13 protein-coding genes are annotated in these 19,933 nt (G+C 69.2%); 5 read left to right on the top strand and 8 right to left on the bottom strand.

Annotated elements, in window-relative coordinates; genetic code table 11:
- Positions 1-53 precede the first annotated feature (53 nt).
- From EV659_RS11165 to EV659_RS11150, 4 genes are all read right to left on the bottom strand, one after another.
- Complete coding sequence (locus EV659_RS11165) at positions 54-3,245, bottom strand: efflux RND transporter permease subunit (protein ID WP_132708963.1); 3,192 nt, start codon at positions 3,243-3,245, stop codon at positions 54-56.
- A complete protein-coding gene (locus EV659_RS11160) occupies positions 3,242-4,852 on the bottom strand; it encodes an efflux RND transporter periplasmic adaptor subunit (protein ID WP_132708962.1) in 1,611 nt (536 codons plus the stop codon). Before EV659_RS11160 ends, EV659_RS11165 begins: the two co-directional genes overlap by 4 nt.
- Positions 4,849-6,381, bottom strand: coding sequence for a TolC family protein (locus EV659_RS11155; RefSeq protein ID WP_132708961.1), 1,533 nt, complete (start codon positions 6,379-6,381; stop codon positions 4,849-4,851). The genes EV659_RS11160 and EV659_RS11155 overlap by 4 nt, the downstream gene beginning before the upstream one ends.
- Positions 6,382-6,484: 103 nt before the next feature.
- Entirely contained in the window at positions 6,485-6,985 is a 501-nt protein-coding gene (locus EV659_RS11150; protein WP_132708960.1) for a hypothetical protein, read from the bottom strand.
- Between the two features lie 431 nt (positions 6,986-7,416).
- Here EV659_RS11150 and EV659_RS11145 point away from each other — a divergent pair, with 431 nt between their 5' ends.
- A complete protein-coding gene (locus EV659_RS11145; protein WP_132708959.1) occupies positions 7,417-8,136 on the top strand; it encodes a hypothetical protein in 720 nt (239 codons plus the stop codon).
- A 368-nt stretch (positions 8,137-8,504) separates the two neighbouring features.
- On the opposite strand, the gene EV659_RS11140 is transcribed toward EV659_RS11145, so the two are convergent.
- Complete coding sequence (locus EV659_RS11140; RefSeq protein ID WP_132708996.1) at positions 8,505-9,950, bottom strand: class II 3-deoxy-7-phosphoheptulonate synthase; 1,446 nt, start codon at positions 9,948-9,950, stop codon at positions 8,505-8,507.
- Between the two features lie 492 nt (positions 9,951-10,442).
- Here EV659_RS11140 and EV659_RS11135 point away from each other — a divergent pair, with 492 nt between their 5' ends.
- Positions 10,443-11,192 carry a DUF1194 domain-containing protein gene (locus tag EV659_RS11135; RefSeq protein ID WP_132708995.1) on the top strand — a complete coding sequence of 250 codons (750 nt, stop codon included), beginning with the start codon at positions 10,443-10,445 and terminating at the stop codon, positions 11,190-11,192.
- A 100-nt stretch (positions 11,193-11,292) separates the two neighbouring features.
- Here the strand turns inward: EV659_RS11135 and pepN are convergent, their stop codons facing one another.
- Positions 11,293-13,974 carry an aminopeptidase N gene (pepN, locus tag EV659_RS11130; RefSeq protein ID WP_132708958.1) on the bottom strand — a complete coding sequence of 894 codons (2,682 nt, stop codon included), beginning with the start codon at positions 13,972-13,974 and terminating at the stop codon, positions 11,293-11,295.
- 78 nt (positions 13,975-14,052) lie between these two features.
- Positions 14,053-14,517: a preQ(1) synthase gene (gene queF / locus EV659_RS11125; RefSeq protein ID WP_132708957.1), complete on the bottom strand. Its 465-nt coding sequence runs from the start codon at positions 14,515-14,517 to the stop codon at positions 14,053-14,055.
- 237 nt (positions 14,518-14,754) lie between these two features.
- On the opposite strand from queF, the gene sseA reads away from it, so the two are divergent.
- From sseA to EV659_RS11110, 3 genes are all read left to right on the top strand, one after another.
- Complete coding sequence (gene sseA / locus EV659_RS11120; RefSeq protein WP_200287468.1) at positions 14,755-15,651, top strand: 3-mercaptopyruvate sulfurtransferase; 897 nt, start codon at positions 14,755-14,757, stop codon at positions 15,649-15,651.
- The gene (gene metC / locus EV659_RS11115) at positions 15,648-16,877 is read left to right on the top strand and encodes a cystathionine beta-lyase (protein WP_132708956.1); all 1,230 of its coding nucleotides are present in this window, start codon (positions 15,648-15,650) and stop codon (positions 16,875-16,877) included. The genes sseA and metC overlap by 4 nt, the downstream gene beginning before the upstream one ends.
- 401 nt (positions 16,878-17,278) lie before the next feature.
- Positions 17,279-19,393, top strand: coding sequence for a methyl-accepting chemotaxis protein (locus tag EV659_RS11110; RefSeq protein ID WP_132708955.1), 2,115 nt, complete (start codon positions 17,279-17,281; stop codon positions 19,391-19,393).
- A 71-nt stretch (positions 19,394-19,464) separates the two neighbouring features.
- Here the strand turns inward: EV659_RS11110 and EV659_RS11105 are convergent, their stop codons facing one another.
- Positions 19,465-19,908, bottom strand: coding sequence for a DUF1489 family protein (locus EV659_RS11105; protein ID WP_132708954.1), 444 nt, complete (start codon positions 19,906-19,908; stop codon positions 19,465-19,467).
- Positions 19,909-19,933 lie beyond the last annotated feature (25 nt).

Here is a 19,933-nt window from a genome sequence, read left to right as displayed (position 1 = left end):
GTCCTCTCGCTTCAAGTCGCTGCACCAGGGGCCAGAGCCTAACGCAACCGGGCTCAAGCGTCACGGGACACGGTGTCACCAACGCCCCCCGACGCCCCCTGCAACACCATCGCCGGCTTGCCCGAGCGGGCCAGCACCCAGCGCTGCCACACCAGATAGAGCGCCGGCAGCACCACCAGGGTGACGATCAACTCGCTGGCCAGACCGCCGACCATGGGCGCGGCGATCCGGCGCATGACACCCGAGCCGCTGCCCTGGCCGAGCATGATCGGCGCCAGCCCCGCCGCCACGGTGGCGTCGGTCATCAGGATCGGGCGCAGGCGCAACAGCGTGCCCTCGCGCACCGCCGCCACCAGGTCGGCCGGGCCGAACGCGCGGCCCTCGGACTGCGCTGCGGCGCGGGCGTCGGCGACGCTGCTGTTGAGGAACGTCAACAGCACCAGCGAGGTTTCCACCGTCAGCCCGGCCAGCGCGATGAAGCCCACCCCGACCGCGATCGACAGGTTGTAGTCGAGCGCATAGAGGAACCAGACCCCGCCGGCCAGCGCCAGCGGCAGCGACACCAGGATGAGCGCCACCTCCTGCGGCCGGCCGAACGCCAGGAACAAGATCACCACGATCAGCGCCAAGGTCACCGGCACGATCAGGGTCAGGCGCTCCTGGGCGCGCTCCATATACTGGAACTGGCCCGACCAGCCGAGCGAATAGCCGGTCGGCAGGTCGATCTCGCGCGCCACCACCTGCTGCGCCTCGGCGACATAAGAGCCCAGGTCGCGCCCGGCGATGTCCACATAGATCCAGCCGTTGAGCCGCGCATTCTCGCTGCGGATCATGCCCGGCCCGTCGGCGATGGCGAGGGTCGCCAGATCGCCCAGAGTGACATGGGCGCCGGTCGGCGTGACCACCGGCAGGGTGCGCAGACGGTCGAGCGAGTTGCGATAGTCGCGCGGATAGCGCAGGTTGATCGGATAGCGCTCCAGCCCCTCGACCGACTGCGAGATATCGGCGCCGCCGATCGCCGAGCCGACGATGCGCTGCACATCGGCCACGTTCATGCCATAGCGCGCCGCCGCCCGGCGCTTCACATCGACCTCGATATAGCGCCCGCCAACCACCCGTTCGGCATAGACCGAGGCGGTGCCGGGCAGGTCCTTCAAGGCGCGCTCGATCTGTTCGCCAAGCCGCGCGATCTGGTCCAGGTCGTCGCCGGCCACCTTGATGCCCAAGGGCGTCTTGATGCCGGTGGCCAGCATGTCGATGCGGTTCTTGATCGGCATGATCCAGACGTTGGAGATGCCGGGCACGGTGACCGCGGCGTCGAGCGCAGCGCGGATCTTGTCCATGGTCATGCCCGGCCGCCACTGGTCGCGGGGTTTGAGCTGGATGGTGGTTTCGATCATGGTCAGCGGTGCCGGGTCGGTGGCGGTGTCGGCGCGGCCGGCCTTGCCATAGACCGTGGCCACCTCGGGCACCGACTTGATCATCTTGTTGGTCTGTTGCAGCAACGCCCGCGCCTCGCCGATCGAGATGCCGGGAAAGGCGCTCGGCATATAGAGAAAATCGCCCTCGTCGAGCGCCGGCATGAACTCCGAGCCCAGGCGGTGGAGCGGATAGAGCGCGGTCGCGCCGAGCGCTACGCTGAGCGCCAACAACGCCCAGGGCCGGGCCACCACCAGGTCGATCAGCGGCCGGAACACGAAGCCGAGCCCGCGGGTGATCGGGTTCTTGTGTTCGGGCCGCATCCGCCCGCGCACGAAATAGCCAAGCAGCACCGGCGTCAAGGTCACCGCCAGGATCGCCGAGGCCGCCATGGCATAGGTCTTGGTGAACGCCAGGGGCTTGAACATGCGGCCTTCCTGGGCCTCGAACGCGAACACCGGCAGGAAGCTGATGGTGATGATGATCAGTGAGAAGAAGATCGCCGGGCCGACCTCTTCAGCGGCGCGCGACACCACGTCCCAGCGGTTCTGTTTGGTCACCGGCGTGCGTTCCATGTGCCGGTGCAGGGTTTCGATCATCACGATGGCGCCGTCGACCATGGTGCCGATGGCGATGGCGATGCCGCCCAAGGACATGATGTTGGCGTTGACGCCCTGGATCTTCATGACGATGAACGCCGCCAGGATGCCCAGGGGCAGGGTCAGCACGATCACCAACGACGAGCGCAGGTGCAACAGGAACGCCGCGCAGATCAGCGCGACGATCAGAAATTCCTGGCCCAGCGCCCGGGTCAAGGTCTCCACCGCGCGCCCGATCAGGCCCGAGCGGTCGTAGGTTTCGACGATCTCGACGCCTTCGGGCAGGCTGCGTTCAAGCTCGGCGAGCTTGGCCTTGACGCCGTCGATGGTGGCGAGCGCATCGCCGCCCCAGCGCATGATGGTGACGCCGCCGACCACCTCGCCCTCGCCGTTGAGGTCGCCGACGCCGCGACGCATCTGCGGGCCGAGGTCGATGCTCGCCACGTCGCCCAGCAGCACCGGCGTGCCGTCGCTTTGCCGGCCCACCGGGATCGTCTCAAGGTCGGCCACCTCGTCCACATAGCCGCGGGCGCGGATCATATATTCGGCCTCACCCAGTTCGAGCACCGAACCGCCCACCTCGCTGTTGCCGTTCTGGATCGCCTCGGCCACCCGCGCCAGCGTCAGGTCGTAGACGCGCAGGGCGTCGGGGTCGACGGTGACCTGATACTGGCGCACCATGCCGCCGATGGTCGCCACCTCGGCGACCCCCGGCACGCTCTGCAACTCGAACTTCAGGAACCAGTTCTGCAGGCTGGTCAGTTCGGCCAGATCATGGGCGCCGGTGCGGTCGACCAGCCCATATTGATAGACCCAGCCGACGCCGGTGGCGTCCGGGCCCAGCGACGGTTCGGCGCCGTCGGGCAGCCGGCCCGACACCTGGGCCAGATATTCCAGCACCCGCGAGCGCGCCCAATAAAGGTCGGTGCCGTCCTCGAAGATGATGTAGACATAGGAATCGCCGAAGAACGAATAGCCGCGCACATTGACCGCCTTGGGCACCGCGAGCATGGCGGTGGTCAGGGGATAGGTGACCTGGTCCTCGACCACCTGCGGCGCCTGGCCTGGATAGCTGGTCTTGACGATCACCTGCACGTCGGACAGGTCGGGAATGGCGTCGAGCGGCGTCTCGCGCACCGCGACCAGACCGGCGAGCAGCACCAGCAGCGACATCAGCAGCACCAGAAACCGGTTGGCGATCGACCAACGGATCAACGCGGCGATCATTGACCCGCCTCCGCCGCCATCGGGTGGACGGCCTCGATCACATAGAGCCCGTCGGCGTTGCGCTGGCGGGCCAGGATCACGTGCACCCGCGCGTCGGCGGTCAGGGCGGCCATGTCGACACCCTCGGCGACCGCGAAGTCCATGACCATGCCCGGCATGGCGAACGCCTCGATGGGACCGTGGTCGAGCCGCACGGTCCGCGCCCCGGGCCGCACCTCGACCACGCGCGCGGCGGTCTGGGGCGGCGCGGCCGAGCCGTTGGCGCGGTCGCCGGCATCATGGGTCATGGCGCCGTGATCCATGGCGTCATGGGTCATGTCGGGCATATCGGTCATCGACGCCGCCGGGTCGGCGCCCTCGGCGCTGGCGAGGCGCACCTCGGCGCCGGCGAAGCTGCTTTCCGAATCGATCAGGAACTGGCCGCCGGTGACCACCCGCTCGCCGGGCTTGAGGCCGGCCAGGATCTCCACCATCTCGCCGTCGCCGATGCCGGCCTGCACCTCGGCCGGGCGGAAGCGCCCGTCGCCCAGGGCCAGGATCACCCGGTCGGCCTTGCCGGTGCGGATCAGCGCCAGGCGCGGGATCAGCACCGCCGGCGCGCGACGCCGGCCGTCGATGGTGACCGAGGCATACATGCCCGGCTTCAACTGGCCGTCGGCATTGTCGACCTCCACGCGCACCCGCACCGTGCGGGTCACCGGGTCCAGTTCGGGATAGATATAGTCGACCCGGCCGGACATCCGCCGGTCGGGGTCGAAGGTCGCGCGGGCGGTGACCGCCGCGCCGGTCGCCAGCAACGGCGCCTGGGCCTCGAACACGTCGGCGATCAGCCACAAGGTCGACAGGTCGGCCAGCGCCATGATCTCGGTCTCGGGCCGCACATAGTCGCCGTCGGCGACGCCGAGGCGCGTGACCACGCCGTCGATCGGGGCGATCACGTCGATCAGGGTCTGCGGCTTGCCGGTCTCTTCGACCCGGGCGATCTGATAGTCGGGGATGTCGAGCGAGGCGAGCCGGTCGCGCGCCGCCTCGATCACCGTCGCCCGGCCGCTGCTCAACGCCTGGATGAACTCGGCCTGGGCGTTGACCAGCCCCGGCGCATAGACCTTCGCCAGCAGGTCGCCTCGTGCGACCGGTTCGCCGGTGGCGCGCACCACCAAGCGCTCGACCCAGCCGCTCGATCGCAGATGGATGTCGGCGACCGCGGTTTCGTCGACGGTCAGGCGGCCCAGGGTGGCGATGGTCGGGCGCAGCCGGCCGGCGTGCGCGTCGGCAGTCTTGATGCCCAGATTCTGCACCACCCGCGGGTCGATCTGGACCGAGCTGGTCGCCGCCCCGCCGGCGCCGGGCTCCTCGCCGGCATAGACCGGCACCAGGTCCATGCCCATGGGCGACTTGCCGGGCTCGTCGCGGCGATAGTCGGGGTCCATGGGCGCCACCCAGTAGAGGATTTCCTTGTCGTCCCCGCTGCCTTCACCGGCGCCGCCCGCATCCCCGCCGCGCGCGTCGCCGCTGCCGGTCGCGCCCCAGGGCAGGACCCAGGCCAGCGAAAAGCCAAGCGCGGCGCCGAGCGCCAGCGTGGCCACCATCGTCATCATGCGTTTCATTGCCCGTCTCCCTGGGCCAGATAGAGAAGCTCGGCCTGGGCCTTGGCGCGGTCGGTGCGCAGCCGACGCAGGGTCAGCCGGGTGTCGAGCGCTTCCAGGCGCGAGCGGATCAATTCGGCGAAGTCGGCGACCTGGTTCTGGTAGCCGTCGAGGGCGGCGTCGGCGTTGGCGTCGGCGCGCGCGCGCACCACCCGTTCATAAAGCCCGACCCGCTGGCCCAGCCGCATCCAGGCGGCGTGCGTGCGGTCCAATCGCTGGCGCAGGTCGAGCAGCACCGCCTGGCGGTCGAGCCGGGCGGCTTGGCGGTCCTGGCGCGCGGCGGCCAGCCGGCGGTCCTGGCGCTGGTCGGTGAACAGCGGCACGTCGAGCGTCACCCCCACCGAGGCGAAGTCGGCGCGGCCGCCGACCCGCGCGCCATAGGCCAGGTCGAGCGCCCAGCGCGGCTTATAGGCCTGGCGCGCGATCGCCACGTCGCGCCCGCGCGCGTCCACCCGGGCGTCAAGGGCGGTCACCTGCGGGTGGCGGGCCAGGGCCTCGGCGATCAGCCGCCGGTCGGGCGGCGGGCTGAGCGTCGGCAGCGCATCGGGCAAGGGCCGCGCCGCCGCTGCGCCCACATAGCGGCTCAAGTCGGCGCGCACCGTCTCGATCCGGCGTGCCACCTCGACCGCGCGGTCGTCGAGCAGGCTGAGTTCCAACTCGGCGCGCAACAGGTCCTGGTTGCTGCCGGTGCCGGTGGCGAACGCGGTCTCGATCACGCGCACCAACTCGGTGACCGCGGCTTGCTGGTCGTCGACGATCCGGCGGGCGGTCAGCCAATAGGCCAGTTCGAGCCAGGCGAGCCGGGTCTCCAGCACCACCCGGCGGCGTTCAAGCCGGGCGCGGGCGCGGCTGGCCTCGGCCTCGGCGTCGGTGCGGGCGCGGGTTTCGGCCAGGGTGCGACCGCGCGGGAACGCCTGACGCACGCCCACCTGCACCTGGGTCATCGGCTCCTGGTCGAAATCGAAACTGTCCACCGGCATGTTGGCCAGGCCGACGCGCAGTTCGGGGTCGGGCAACTGGCCCTCGGCCACCGCGCGCTCATCAAGCGCCCGGGCGCGTGCCCGGGCCGCCGCCACGCGCGGCTCTTCCCGGCCCAGCGCCAACGCCACCGCGTCGTCGAGACCGAGCGCCGGCGCCTCGACCGGCGCAGCCGATGGCACCGGCACCGCCGCCGATGGGGCGGGCGCCGACGCCGGGCGGGATGCGGCCTGGGCGGCCAGTTCGGCCACCGGCTCGCCCGGCGTCGGGGCGGCCGGATTGGTCCCGGGCTCGGCCTGTGCGGGCGTCGCGGTCACCGCCAGGGCGCCGACCAGCAGCACCGCCGCAGCGGCCGATCCGACAAAGCCGGGGCGCGCCCCGGGACCGCCGGGCGCGCGCCGCCGGGCAAGCCGGTCAGGCGCTCGACGATCTGCGGGGGGAACCGGGTTGGGACGGTCATAAGGCGCCGCGCCGCGCCCTGGCCACGGCGGCCGGTTTCGTTGCTCACTCATCCATATCTCCTGCACCTGAACGCGCGACGCAAAGGCCGCAGACACTGCCTCGGCGCCGGCGATGCATCGGCACCGACCGACGGCAGACGTCAGCGCAGGGGCGTCACGCCAGCAGAAGAACGGAAAGGGCGACGAGCGTTTCGGGCACCCGGGGCGGCGGACCGGCGGGCGGCGCCACCCCGCCGGGGCCGGCGACGGCGCGCGGCGACGCATCGCCCCCCGCCAGGACGGCCATACCGCCCGCGCCCCACCAGAACGGATCGCCCGACCGCTCGGCCGGGCCGCTCCACTGTGGCATGTCCGCAGCACACAGGCCGCAGCCATCGCCGTCGCAGGCGGTCATCCCGGCAGCGGCCATCCCGGCAGCGGTCATGGGGTGACCGGCAGGCGCCCCGGGCCCGCCCGCCGCCATCGCCGGGCACACGGTCCCGGCGTCGCACGGACCAGCCGACAGCGCCATGGCCTCGCCCACCGGCGACGCGCCGCCATGGTCATGGCCATGGGCCGGACCGCAGTCGCACAGCGCCGGCGCGGCCAGGACAAGCCAGGCCACCAGCACGGCAACGAAGCGCCGGATTGAAACGCTGACGGTGGAAAACGGCATGAAACGGTCTCGACGGGGCGGCCAGTTAAGCGATACCGCATACCCTGCCAGGGTATAGCATCGGAATCAAGGGGCCCGCTGCGTCAACGCTTCGCCGGCCCTGCCCGGATTTCCGTCCGTGCCCCTAGCTGTGACCCGGTCCGAGCCGGTATCCGAAGCTGTGCCCGAGCCGGGGCCCGTCTCCGGGCGGCGGGATACAGCCTGATCGCTAGGCACACGGCCGCCCGCCCCAGGCCCGGAGCCTGAGAAAATTGTTCTACACATTATGAGCCTGAAACAAAAAAATAGGTGAAAATCAATGAAAGCTTTGCTATAGAAGATGACGACGACAGAAATGTTTTTCTGAAGCCGAGACGGTCGGTGGTGCCATCGACGACACCACCTCCCCCGCGTGCCGGGCGACCGGCGGACAGGATCGAAGGAGACGGCCGATGACCGCTGCGATCACGATGCAACTTCACGTGCTGGATGTGTTCAATGCCGCCTCTGGCGCGACCGACGGCGGGGCTGCCGGCCCGGTCGAGCGGGTGCCCATGGGCGGTGCCCTGCGCGCCCGGATCGCCCCGGAGACGCTGGCCCGGCGCTGGGGCATCGCCCTGGCCGACGCCGCCGACCCCGCCGGTGCGGCGGTGCGGGTGGCCCCGGCGTTCATGGTTCACGCCGAACCGGTGCGCCCGCGCCTCGCCGACCTGGCCACCGCCCCGACCGACAAGGCGGCGCCGACGCCGGAAACCGGCGACGGGCTCTACTATGCCCATGTGGCGATGGACGTGCCGCGGCTGGTGGCGCGCCACGGCGGCGACGCGCTGTGGGCCGGTCGGCGGCTGAAGGAGGTGGTGGCGCGGGTCGCCGCCGGAACCTGCGGCGCGGGCGCCGGGTTGGTGCTGGTGGAAGCAGGCCAGGCCCCGGCGCGCAGCCTGGCCGAAGCCTTCCACACCCCCACCGACGCCGATTTGGACGCCGCTGTGGGCGCCCTGGCCGGGCTGGTCGAGCAGATCGACGCGACCTGCCCCGCCGGCGAAGCGCGTCACGGCCTGACCCGCTCGGGCCACGCGGTGCCGGGGATGCGCAGAGTCGACGCCGCCCGCCTCGCCGCCTGGGTCGAAGACCAGATCCAAGCCCACGCCGACGCCTGGTGCCCGGTGATCTAGACCCGATGATCTGCAACCAGTGATCTGAGCATCTGGCGTGGGCGACACCCCCGGGCGCCTTCCTCTCCCTCCCCCTGCGCCCGGGGGCTTGGCCCGCTTTACGATCCCGCATTGATGCGCCTCAGCGGCATTGGACCACCATCGCCCGCGCCCGATCCGGACCCGAACCGGCCAGAAGCGGCGAAGTTGTGGTCCGCAGCCCGCCACTCCTGCGCCCGCCGCGACAGCCCGATCCCGCATCCCGGCTCAACGGCCGGTCGACATGCCAGCCCAAAACCGCCACCTGCCGACCCGAGCCCACCGCCCCGGCCGCCCGCGCCTGTGCGCGCAGGCCCGAGGTCGCCGCCCCGGGCACAAAGGGGCCGCGCTCAGACGTGGCGGGCGCCGCCCGGTTCCTGGGTCGCGTGTTCCTGGGCCTTGCGGCCGCGTCGCTCACCCTTCAGTTCCTCGGCGATCAGGAATGCCATCTCCAGCGACTGGTCGGCATTGAGGCGCGGATCGCAATGGGTGTGGTAGCGCGACGCCAGCGCCTCTTCGGTGATCGCCAGGGCGCCGCCGGTGCATTCGGTGACGTTCTTGCCGGTCAGTTCCAGGTGCACGCCGCCGGCATGGGTGCCCTCGGCCCGGTGGACCTCGAAGAAGCGCCGCATCTCGGTCAGGATCTTGTCGAACGGCCGGGTCTTCAGCCCCACCGCGGTCTTGACCGTGTTGCCGTGGACCGGGTCGCACGACCACACCACCCGGCGTCCCTCGCGCTCGACCGCGCGGATCAGACCGGGCAGATGGTCGCCCACCTGGTCGGCGCCGAAGCGGCAGATCAGCGTCAGCCGGCCCGGCGCATTGTCGGGGCTGAGCGTGTCGATCACCTTGAGCAGTTCGTCGGCGGCCATGCTCGGCCCGACCTTGACGGCCACCGGGTTTTCGATGCCGCGCAGGAACTCCAGGTGCGCACCGCCCAGTTGCCGGGTCCGGTCGCCGACCCACAGCATGTGCGCCGAGGTATCCACCCAGGCGCCGGTTTCCGAGTCGCGACGGGTCAGCGCCTGTTCATAGCCAAGCAGCAGCGCCTCGTGGCTGGTGTAGAAGTCGGTGCCGCGCAATTGCGGCACGTCGCCGGGGCCGACGCCGCACGCCGCCATGAAGTCGAGCGCGCCGCTGATCCGGTCGGCGACATCGCGATAGCGCGCCACCGCCGGCGTGTTGGACAGGAATTCCAGCGTCCAGCCATGCACCTTGTTGAGGTCGGCATAGCCGCCCTGGGCGAAGGCGCGCAGCAGGTTGATGGTCGACGCCGACTGGGCATAGGCCTTGAGCATGCGCTCGGGGTCGGGCGTGCGCTCGGCCTCGACGAACTCGATGCCGTTGATGATATCGCCGCGATAGGCGGGCAGTTCGACGCCGTCCTGCACCTCGGTGGGCTTGGAGCGCGGCTTGGCGAACTGGCCGGCCATGCGGCCCACCTTGACCACCGGGCAGGACGCCGCAAAGGTCAGGATCACCGCCATTTGCAGGATCACCCGAAAGGTGTCGCGGATGCCGTCGGGGTGGAACTCGGCAAAGCTTTCGGCGCAATCGCCACCCTGCAGCAGAAATGCGTCGCCCTCGGCCACCTGGGCCAGCTGGTGCTTCAACCGGCGCGCTTCGCCGGCGAACACCAGCGGCGGGTAGCGCGACATGGTCGCCTCGACCCGTTCGACCGCTTGGGCGTCGGGATAGGCCGGCACCTGCTCGATCGGGCAGCGACGCCAGCCGTCGGGGCGCCAGGTGTGAGCGTGCTCCGGATCGAACGGCGCCTTGGGCTGGCGCCCGGCCATGTCGGACTGCGCAGACATAATCGGTCAAAAACTCCGCGATTTTGAAGCCGCCGAAAATAGCTTGCCGTGCCTTTGTTACGCAAGGGTGAACGTGCCGCAGCGCAGCACGGGCAGCGCATTGGCCGTCCGGGCCGCCTCCGGTCCGTGGTCGCCGGACGGTGTCGCTGACGGCGCTCGGTCCGGGCGGAAACGGCCCGCTGCGCTTAATTTGCCCCGGTCACCGACAGATACGATACCCTGTCACTGACCGATACAAAGGCGGCGCGAAGCGGAGCTCCTCTGTAAAGAAATCTGACAGCAGCCGCGCCACACGCCAAATCACCCCTTTGCCAACAAAGGGTTGATAAACGGCACAGTTTTTGCTTAAATTTTTGAGTACCCGCGCCGTCGGACAATGGACCGGCGGGTCGGGATTGCATCGGCAAAACCTTGCCGAACACGATATAAGGGCACATGGTGTCGGTAGAGCTTGAATGTAGTAGAGTGTAGACAATGAACAGTATCAAGCGGTTGGTGGTGGCGGCAGTGGTCGGCCTGGGGATGTCGGCTCCGGCCGCAGCGGCGCTGGTTCCGGTGGACCTGGAATTGTCGTTGGCGATCGACGTGTCCTCGTCGATCCGGCGCCAGGAATATCGTCTCCAAATGGCGGGGTATGCCGACGCCTTCCGTCAACAATCGGTGATCGACGATATCGTCGGATCGAAGAATGGTATCGCGGTCAACGCGGTGTTTTTCTCCAGCATTGCCAGCGAGGGCATCGGGTACCAGCATCTGCAGACCGAAAGCGATGTGCTGGGCTTCGCCGACCTCCTGGAAGCCTTCGCGCGGCCGTTCAACGGCGGCACCGATGTGGCGCTGGGGATGCAAGCGGCGCTCGACAGCATCCTCAACAATGAGTTCGAAGGGTCGACCAAGATCATCGACGTGTCCGGTGACGGTACCGGTGGTACCGGGCGGACGTCGCGGGCAGTGCGTGACGCCGCCCTCGCCCAAGAGATCGACGCGATCAACGCCATCGCCATCGGCACTGAGTTTCTGGCTGCGGCTTTCGCCTACGACGTGGCTGGCGGCAAGGACGCGTTCGTCAAGCGAGCCAACAGCTTCGACGATTTCGCCGAGGCCATCGCCAAAAAGATCGACCTGGAGGTGGACCAGGGTACCAAGCCGATCCCGGTGCCCGCGACCATTTTGTTGATGGCTATCGGCCTTGCGGGGCTGGGGGTTTTGCGCCGGCGTCGCTAAGCCATCCGCGCCATCGGATCGCCCCGGTCCGGGGCCCACAAACAAAAAGCCGGTTGGCAGAGCGCCACCCGGCTTTTTTTCGGTCTCCCCTGCCGCCCGGTCAGGCGAGGCTTTTGGACGCGATCTCGTAGACGTCTTTCGACAGGTCGGATACGGCGACCAGACGCTCCAGTTCCGAGCGCATGGCGCTGCGCCGGGTGGCGTCGAAGCGCCGCCAGCGCCCCAGCGGACCGACCAGCCGCGCGGCGATCTGCGGGTTGAGCTTATCCACCTTGAGCACCGTGTCGGCGAGCAGCCGATAGCCCTGCCCCGAGGCGTCGTGGAAACGCACCTGGTTCAACTGGCTGAACGCAGACACCAGCGAGCGCACCCGGTTGGGGTTGGCGAGCGTGAACGCCGGGTGGTCCATCAAGGCGGCGACCCGCTCGACGGTGTCCGCGCGGGTCGATACCGCCTGGATCGAGAACCACTTGTCGATCACCAGCGGCTGATCCTCATAGCGGGCGTAGAAGTCCGCCAGCACCCGCTCGCGCGCCGGGTCGTCGGCATTGGCGAGCACCCGCAGGGCCGCCAGCCGGTCGGTCATGGTGGTGGCGGCGTCATATTGCGCCTCGGCCAGGCGCAGGCCGGCGGCGCCGGCGGCGCCCAGATAGCCGAGCGCCAGGTTCTTCACCCGGCGCTGCTGGCGCGCGTCGGCGGCGTCGCAGCCGGCGGCCAGGCGCTTGGAAGCGGCGTCATAAACCGCCTGCCAGCGTGCGGCCAGGGCGCGCCCCAGGGTCTCGCGCACGGTCTGGCGCGCGGCGAACAGGCCGTCCACGTCCACCTCGTCCATGCGCTGGCCCAGCATCACCTCGCTCGGCAGGGTGGCGATCTCGGCGACCAGGGCGGGGTCGGTCTCGGCGTCGGCGATCACCTGTTCGATCGCCTGGACGAACGCCGGGTCGACGTCGAGCGCCCGACCCGCGGCGTGGTCGGCGACCAGCCCCAGGATCAGGTCGCCGGCCAGGTCCTGGCCCGCTTCCCAGCGCGCGAAGGCGTTGTCGTCATGGGCTAGCAGGAACAGTTTGTCGTCGCGGCTCTGGTCGGTGGTCAGCCGCACCGGCGCGGAGAAATCGCGCAACAGGCTGGCCACCGGCCGGACGCCCACATCCTCGAACACGAATTGCTGGCTGGCCTCGCGCAGGTCTAGCAAGAAGCCCTCGGCGTCGGCACGCCCTTCGCCCTGGGCCAGGCGGGCGTCGAGACGCTGGCCGTTGGGGCCCAGCAACGCCATCTTCACGGGGATGTGCATGGGCGCCTTGCCGGTCTGGCCCGGCGTGTCGGGCACCCGTTGGGTGAGCGTCAGCGTATAGCGCCCGGCGCCGGGGTCGTAAGAGCCCTCGGCGTGCACCTCGGGCGTGCCGGCCTGGGTGTACCACAGCTTGAACTGGCCGAGGTCGACACCGCCGGCGTCCGCCATGGCGGCGGCGAAGTCGTCGCAGGTGACCGCCTGGCCGTCGTGGCGCTCGAAATAGAGGTCGATGCCGCGCCGGAAGCCCTCGGCGCCCAGCAGCGTGTGCATCATGCGGATCACCTCGGCGCCCTTATTGTAGACCGTGGTGGTGTAGAAGTTGTTGATCTCGATATAGCTCGACGGCCGCACCGGGTGCGCCATGGGGCCGGCGTCCTCGGAGAACTGGTGGCTGCGCAGCACCCGCACATCGTCGATGCGCTTGAGCGCCGCCGAGCCCATGTCGGCGGAGAACTGCTGGTCGCGGAACACCGTCAGCCCCTCCTTCAAGGAGAGTTGGAACCAGTCGCGGCAGGTCACCCGGTTGCCGGTCCAGTTGTGGAAATACTCATGCGCGATCACGCCCTCGATATGATCGTAATCGTCGTCGGTGGCGGTTTCCGGGCTGGCCAACACATACTTGGTGTTGAACACGTTGAGCGACTTGTTCTCCATGGCGCCCATGTTGAAGTCGCCGACCGCGACGATGTTGTATTCGTCGAGATCGTATTCGAGGCCATAGACCTGCTCGTCCCAGGCCATGGCCCGTTTGAGGCTTGCCATGGCGTGGCCGCACTTGTCGAGGTCGGCCCGCGCCGCCCAGATGTTGAGCGTCACCGGCCGGCCCAAGCGGGTGGTGAAGCTGTCGCCAAGCCGGCCCAGATCGCCGGCCACCAGCGCGAACAGATAACTGGGCTTGGGGAACGGGTCTTCCCACACCGCGAAGTGGCGACCGCCGTCAAGCGTGCCGGCCTCGACCCGGTTGCCGTTGGACAGCAGCACGGGATAGGCGCTGGCGTCGGCCTCGATACGGACCCGGTAGCGCGCCATCACGTCGGGCCGGTCGGGGAAGAAGGTGATGTTGCGGAAGCCCTCGGCCTCGCACTGGGTGCAGAAGATGCCGCCCGATTTGTAGAGCCCTTCGAGGCGGGTATTGTCCACCGGGTCGATGCGCGTGACGGTCTCCAGCACGAACCGCTCGGGCACGTCGGCGATGGTCAGTTGCTCGGCCACGCGGGTCAGCCGCGTCTCGGCCACCGGCTCGCCGTCGATGGTCACGCCGTCCAGGCGCATGGCCGGATCGCCGTCGAGGGTCAGGTCGGTGGCGCCGGCGCGCGCCCGGCGCACGGTCAGCCGGGCGACCACCCGGGTGTCGCGGTCGGCCAGGTCGACGGTCAGATCCACCTGGTCCACCTGAAAGGCGGGCGGGCGATAGTCGGCCAGGTTGATCGCTTGGGGGGCCTTGCTCTCGGCGGGGGTGGCGGGGCTGTCGGCACCGGTGCGGGCATCCATCGGCTCAATCCTCGGCTTGAAATCGGAGAGTATATGTATGGGATCGCAAGGCGCGGTCCTCAATGGCGAAGCCGGGGATCAGCCCCGGCCGCGATAAGAGGCCACGCCCGGATCGGGCAGCCACAGGCCCGCGGGCGGTTCGCCGGTCTGGTAGAACACGTCGATGGGGATGCCGCCGCGCGGGTACCAATAGCCGCCGATGCGCAGCCACTGGGCCTCGGTCTCGGCGGCCAGGCGCTTGGCGATCTTGACCGTGCACGCCTCGTGGAAGCCGGCGGTGTTGCGGAAGCTGTGCAGATACAGCTTCAGCGCCTTGCTCTCCACCAGCTTCGGCCCCGGCACATAGTCGATCACCAGATGGGCGAAGTCGGGCTGGCCGGTCACCGGGCACAGGCTGGTGAATTCCGGGCAGGTGAAGCGCACCAGATACAGGGTGTCGGGGTGCGGGTTGGCGACCGTCTCCAACACCGCCTCGTCGGGCGTCGCGGGCATGTGCGCCGCTGCGCCCAATTGCGTCAGATCGCTATAAATGGTCTCTTTCATGGCCTGCTTATGCAACCGGCGGCGGCGCCTGTCAAAGCCCGCGCCGGGCGCTATAGTTCGCAAAACAGCGCACCGATTGAAAAAGCCACCGCAGCCTTCTAGCTTCGGCCCGAAACGTCAACTGAAACGCTCACCGAAGCGCCGACCGGGCCGCCGATCGACCCGGCAGCAAACCGCCGGACGGACCGCCACGGCGGCCCCATTGACCCGTGCCCATCCCAAGGGAGGACAAGGCAGATGGCCGACTCTCAAAGCATGCCCCGGCAGCAATCGGGCGAAACCGGTTCGCTGGTCTCCGCCGCCTGGCTGGCCGATCACATGACCGCGCCCGACATCCGCATCGTCGACGCGTCCTGGCACTTCCCCGACAGCGGCCGCAAGGCCCATGCGGAGTATGAAGAGGCGCACATTCCCGGCGCCGTGTTCTTCGACATCGACGAGATCAAGGACACCGCCGGCGATCTGCCGCACATGCTGCCGCCGGCGGAAAAATTCTCGTCGCGGGTGCGCGAGATGGGCCTGGGCGACGGCAACCGGCTGGTCATCTACGACACCGGCGGCGTCCATCCCGCCGCCCGGGTGTGGTGGATGTTCCGGGTGTTCGGCTGCCGCGATGTGGTCGTGCTCGACGGCGGCCTCGCCGGCTGGCGCGCCCAGGACGGCCGCATCGACGACATCCCGCCGATCCCGCGCCGCCGCCATTTCTCGCCGCGCTACCAGGCGACCCTGGTCCGCGACGCCGACCAGGTGGCCCAGGCGCTCGACAAGGGCACCGCCCAAGTGGTCGACGCGCGCGGCGGGCCGCGCTTCTCAGGCGCCGACCCCGACCCGCGCCCGGGCATCCGCTCGGGCCACATTCCGGGCAGCCTGAACGTGCCTTTCGCCAGCCTTTTCAACGACGATGGGACCTACAAGGACCCCGACGGTCTGCGCGCCGCCTTCGAGGCCGGCGGCGTCGATCTGAGCCGCCCGGTGATCACCACCTGCGGTTCGGGCATCACCGCGTGCACGCTCGCCCTCGCCCTCGACATCCTCGGCAAGAAGGATGTGGCCGTCTATGACGGCTCGTGGGCCGACTGGGGCGCCGACCGGGGGGACCAAAGCCGGCCCATCGCAACCGGAGCCCCTGCATGACCCCTTCCGACCAAGACCCGAAAGCCCCGCGCGGCCGTAATGCGCTGGGCGACAACACCCGACTGGTCACCGGCGGTCGGCGCCCCGAATGGACCCAGGGCGTCGTCAACCCGCCGGTCTTCCGCGCCTCCACCTGCCTGTTCGAAACCTATGCCGACTTCGACGCCGGCATCGCCGACCCCGACAGCCGGCTGTTCTACGGCCGGCGCGGCACGCCGACCCACTGGTCGCTGCGCGAGGCGCTGACCGGGCTCGAACCCAATGGCCATGACAGTTGGCTGTTCCCGTCGGGGGTGTCGGCGATCACCACCGCGCTGATGGCCTATTGCAAGCCCGGCCAGCGCATGCTGCTGCCCGACAATGTCTATGAACCGATCCGCAGCTACGCCCAGACCGCACAGGAACATTTCGGCGTCGAGACCGCCTTCTATCCGCCCGGCGTCGGCGCCGGCATCGCCGACTATCTGGACGACCGCACGGCGGTGGTGCTGGTCGAGACGCCGGGGTCGCTGACCTTCGAGGTCGCCGACGTGCCGGCGATCGCCGCTGCGGCGCACCAGGTGGGCGCCACGGTGATCGCCGACAACACCTGGGCGACGCCGCTCTACTACGAAGCGCTCAGCCACGGCGCCGACGTGTCGGTGATCTCGTGCACCAAATATGTGGTCGGCCACTCCGACGTGCTGATGGGCAGCGTGACCGCGACCGCGCGCGCCTGGCCCAAGCTCAAGAAGATGGCCGTGCGGCTCGGCATGACCGCCTCGGCCGACGATTGCGCGCTGGCGCTGCGCGGCCTGCGCACCCTCGGCGTGCGCCTGGCCCAGCACCAGGCCTCGGCGCTCGACGTGGCGCACTGGCTGGCCGAGCAGCCCGAGGTCGCCGAGGTGCGCCACCCCGCCCTCGCCTCGTGCCCCGGCCACGAGGTGTTCAAGCGCGACTTCACCGGCTCCACCGGCCTCTTTGGCGTGGTGCTTGAGGGCGGCCAGGAAAGCGACGTGGCCGCCATGATCGATCCGATGAAGCTGTTCAAGATCGGCTTTTCCTGGGGCGGCTATGAAAGCCTGGTGCTGCCGGCACGCCCGGAACGGGTGCGCACCGCCGAGCCGTGGACCGCGGCCGGGCCGGTGCTGCGCCTGCACATCGGCCTTGAAGACGTGGCCGACCTCAAGGCCGATCTGGCCGATGGGCTGGCGCGCTTCCGCGCCGCGCGCGACCGCGCCGCCTGAACCGGCACCTGAACCGGCGCCAGGCCGACACCCTGGCGCCGCGAAACGCCCTTGGCCTGAGCGCAGGGGCAAGACCCGGGGGGGGGCCGGCACACCAGACGCCCCCCGGCCCGAAGCACGCGGGCGCCCGTCGCCGCCGCATGAGCCCGCGAAGCGCCGGCGGCCCGGGCGCCCCTCGCCCCCCACCGGGCCGGACGTGGAAAAGCGCCCGGTCGCCTTCGCCTCGGCAACGCCACCGCGCGACCTACTCCTAGTTTAAGAATATCGCCGAATCAGCTGTCTTTACCCGAAATTTACGGGGGTCTAACATAATCCGGTCTCCAGGTTAGGCTTGAGGTGTGACAGGACCGACGCCATACCGGCAACTCATGCCGCCTACCCTCAGAAGTTGAGCCTGCGTTATGCAAAGTTCCCCAAATCATCGTTTCTTCAACGCCATTCGCGACTTGCCGATCGGGCGCAAGCTGGCCGGAGCGTTCACGCTCGGCTTGATCATCACATTGGCCCTTGGCGGTATCGGCCTGATCGCGCTGAACAGCGTCTCGGATCGCACCGACAAAGCGAGTGAAGCCAACCAACTGGTGATCTTAGCGCTCGATCTACGCAGTTCAGAGATGAGCTATCGGCTGGACCGCGCGCCCGAGAAGGCCGCACAAGTCCACAGCCTGACCGACCGGTTGAGCGACCAGATCCAAATCGCCGCCGGCATGTTCAATGACGCCGGCGCCCGCACCAAGCTGGACTCGCTGTCGGCGGTGGTCGGTCAATACGAGACTCTGTTCGACCGCTTCGTCCGTATCGACGATCAGGCGCAGAGCGCTCAGACCGCCATGGAAGACGCCGCCTGGCGCGTCGACGCCGAGTTGACCGCGTTCCGCGCCGAACTCAAGGCTCAGGCCAACGAGCTGATCGCCGAGGACGCCGACACCGCGATCATTCAGGACGATCTGGCCAAGGCCGATGCGGCGAACCGGCTGATCACCTACATGCTGGACATCCGGCGCGACGAGAAGAACTATCAGATCAGCGGCGACAAGGACGCCGTGGAGCGGGTAATCAATCTGGTCGGCGCCCTGCGCGGTGAAACCCAGTACCTGCTCGACACCGCCAAGACCGATGAGATTCGCAGTGTGGCGGAGACCGTGCTCACCGCCCTCGACGACTATGAACGGGCGTTTCGCGCCTTCGTCGACGGTCGCGACCGCCAGGCCGAGATCGCGCCCGACCTGTCGGCCCAGGCCGAACGGGTCGAACAAGCCGCGCGCACGCTGCGCGAACAACAGACCAGCGCCCTGATCCGCGACAGCCGCCGCGCCTGGATCACCATGTCGGTGTTCCTCGCCCTCAGCGTCATCGGCGCACTGGTGTTGTCCCGCACCCTGACCAAGGCGATCGCCGGACCGCTGATCACCATCGCCGCCGCCATGAAGTCGCTGGCCGACGGCAAGCTGGACATCGACATTCCCGGCGTCGGCCGCCATGACGAGTTGGGACAGATGGCCGGCAATGTGCAGGTATTCAAAGACAACGCGATCGCCAAGCAGGAACTGGAGGCCGAGCAAACCCGCGCCGAGGCGGAAAAGCGCGAAGAAGAAGCCGCGCACCGACGCGAGCAGGAACGCTTCGAGGCAGAGCAGCGCGACCAGGAGCGTCGGCTTGAGGCCGAGAAGCGCAAGGCGGTCCAGGATCTGGCCGATCGCTTCGAGTCGGAAGTGGGCGATGTGGTCAACAGCGTCAGCCAGTCGGGTAGCAGCCTGCAAGCCACCGCCCACCAACTGACCACGGCGGTCCAGGAGACCAGCGAACAAACCCATGCCGCCTCGCAAGGCGCCGATCAGGCGTCGGCCAGCGTCGAGACCGTGGCGTCGGCGGCCGAGGAACTGTCGGCGGCGATCCGCGAGGTCAACGAACAGGTCTCGCAAGCGGCGCGAAACCTGCAAAACACCGCCAAGGGCGCCAATGAAGCGGGCAGCCTGATGGACGACCTGCAACGCGCGGTCAGCCAGATCGACGAGGTGGTGGGCCAGATCGGTACGGTCGCCGAACAGACCAATCTGTTGGCCTTGAACGCCACCATCGAAGCGGCGCGTGCTGGCGATGCCGGCAAGGGCTTCGCGGTGGTCGCGGGTGAGGTCAAGCAACTGGCCAGCCAGACCCAGAAGATGACCGAGTCCATCGCCAGCCAGTTGGCGGCGGTCAACGAGGCGTCCAACAAGGCGGTCAACGCCACGCGCACCATCGTCACGGAGATCGACGAGGTGAACGCGTCGACCGGCTCCATGGCGGCGGCCATCGAGCAGCAGGCGTCGGCGGTGGACGAAATCAGCCGCAGCGCGCAGGAAGCTGCCATGGGCACCTCCGAGGTGACCCAGAACCTCACCAGCCTGCGCCAGGCGGCGGAAAACACCTCCCAGGCGTCGAACAGCGTCAGCGACTCAGCCGACGGTCTGGCCCGCGACGCCGACAAACTGCGCGCCACGGTCAAGGACTTCCTGTCCGGGGTCCGCGCCAGCTAAGCGCTCCCCGAAAAACGACCGACCGACCGCCGACGGCCCGCCCAAGCTTCCCTTGGGCGGGCCGTGTCGGGTTACAGAAGGCCCAGATCCGCCAGATCGCGCGCCAGATGCGGCGGCAGGCTGTCGCCGTCGGGACCGCCAGCCAGATCGCGCGGCGCCTCGGCCGCGGGCAGATAGCGCCAGCCCTGGATCGGCCGCCGGTGCACCCGCGCCACCGCGACCAACTCCGGGTCCAACAGGAACCGGCACCGCTTGGGGCCCATTTCGTCGTCCGCCTCGACCATGTCCAGGATGCGGTTGCGCGCGGCGATCTCGCGCCGGACGATCCAGTAGATCGACCCGCCGTCGAGCACGGCATCGCGCCGGCGCGGCATGTTACGGGTGGAATGCAGCACAACCGGGCGCCCGGCCGCCCGGCTGTCGGCCGGGGCGGTGACGGTGAACTGGGCTTGGCGTGCCGCCAGCGTGTCCAGATCGGGCACGCCGGCGGCGGTTTTCAACAAATGAACGACCATGAACCGGGAAATAGCCAAGCCGTGC

This window comes from Rhodothalassium salexigens DSM 2132, assembly GCF_004341375.1.
Taxonomy (GTDB): Bacteria; Pseudomonadota; Alphaproteobacteria; order Sphingomonadales; family Rhodothalassiaceae; genus Rhodothalassium; species Rhodothalassium salexigens.
Note: the sequence above shows the minus strand (reverse complement) of the source record. Positions and strands in the feature narration are given on the sequence as shown.

Bases quoted from the DNA above. Each gene is read 5' to 3' on its own strand.
- EV659_RS11165 (WP_132708963.1), bottom strand. From the start codon at position 3,245: ATGATCGCCGCGTTGATCCGTTGGTCGATCGCCAACCGGTTTCTGGTG.
- EV659_RS11160 (WP_132708962.1), bottom strand. From the start codon at position 4,852: ATGAAACGCATGATGACGATGGTGGCCACGCTGGCGCTCGGCGCCGCG.
- EV659_RS11155 (WP_132708961.1), bottom strand. From the start codon at position 6,381: ATGAGTGAGCAACGAAACCGGCCGCCGTGGCCAGGGCGCGGCGCGGCG.
- EV659_RS11150 (WP_132708960.1), bottom strand. From the start codon at position 6,985: ATGCCGTTTTCCACCGTCAGCGTTTCAATCCGGCGCTTCGTTGCCGTG.
- EV659_RS11145 (WP_132708959.1), top strand. From the start codon at position 7,417: ATGACCGCTGCGATCACGATGCAACTTCACGTGCTGGATGTGTTCAAT.
- EV659_RS11140 (WP_132708996.1), bottom strand. From the start codon at position 9,950: ATGGCCGGGCGCCAGCCCAAGGCGCCGTTCGATCCGGAGCACGCTCAC.
- EV659_RS11135 (WP_132708995.1), top strand. From the start codon at position 10,443: ATGAACAGTATCAAGCGGTTGGTGGTGGCGGCAGTGGTCGGCCTGGGG.
- pepN (WP_132708958.1), bottom strand. From the start codon at position 13,974: ATGGATGCCCGCACCGGTGCCGACAGCCCCGCCACCCCCGCCGAGAGC.
- queF (WP_132708957.1), bottom strand. From the start codon at position 14,517: ATGAAAGAGACCATTTATAGCGATCTGACGCAATTGGGCGCAGCGGCG.
- sseA (WP_200287468.1), top strand. From the start codon at position 14,755: ATGGCCGACTCTCAAAGCATGCCCCGGCAGCAATCGGGCGAAACCGGT.
- metC (WP_132708956.1), top strand. From the start codon at position 15,648: ATGACCCCTTCCGACCAAGACCCGAAAGCCCCGCGCGGCCGTAATGCG.
- EV659_RS11110 (WP_132708955.1), top strand. From the start codon at position 17,279: ATGCAAAGTTCCCCAAATCATCGTTTCTTCAACGCCATTCGCGACTTG.
- EV659_RS11105 (WP_132708954.1), bottom strand. From the start codon at position 19,908: ATGGTCGTTCATTTGTTGAAAACCGCCGCCGGCGTGCCCGATCTGGAC.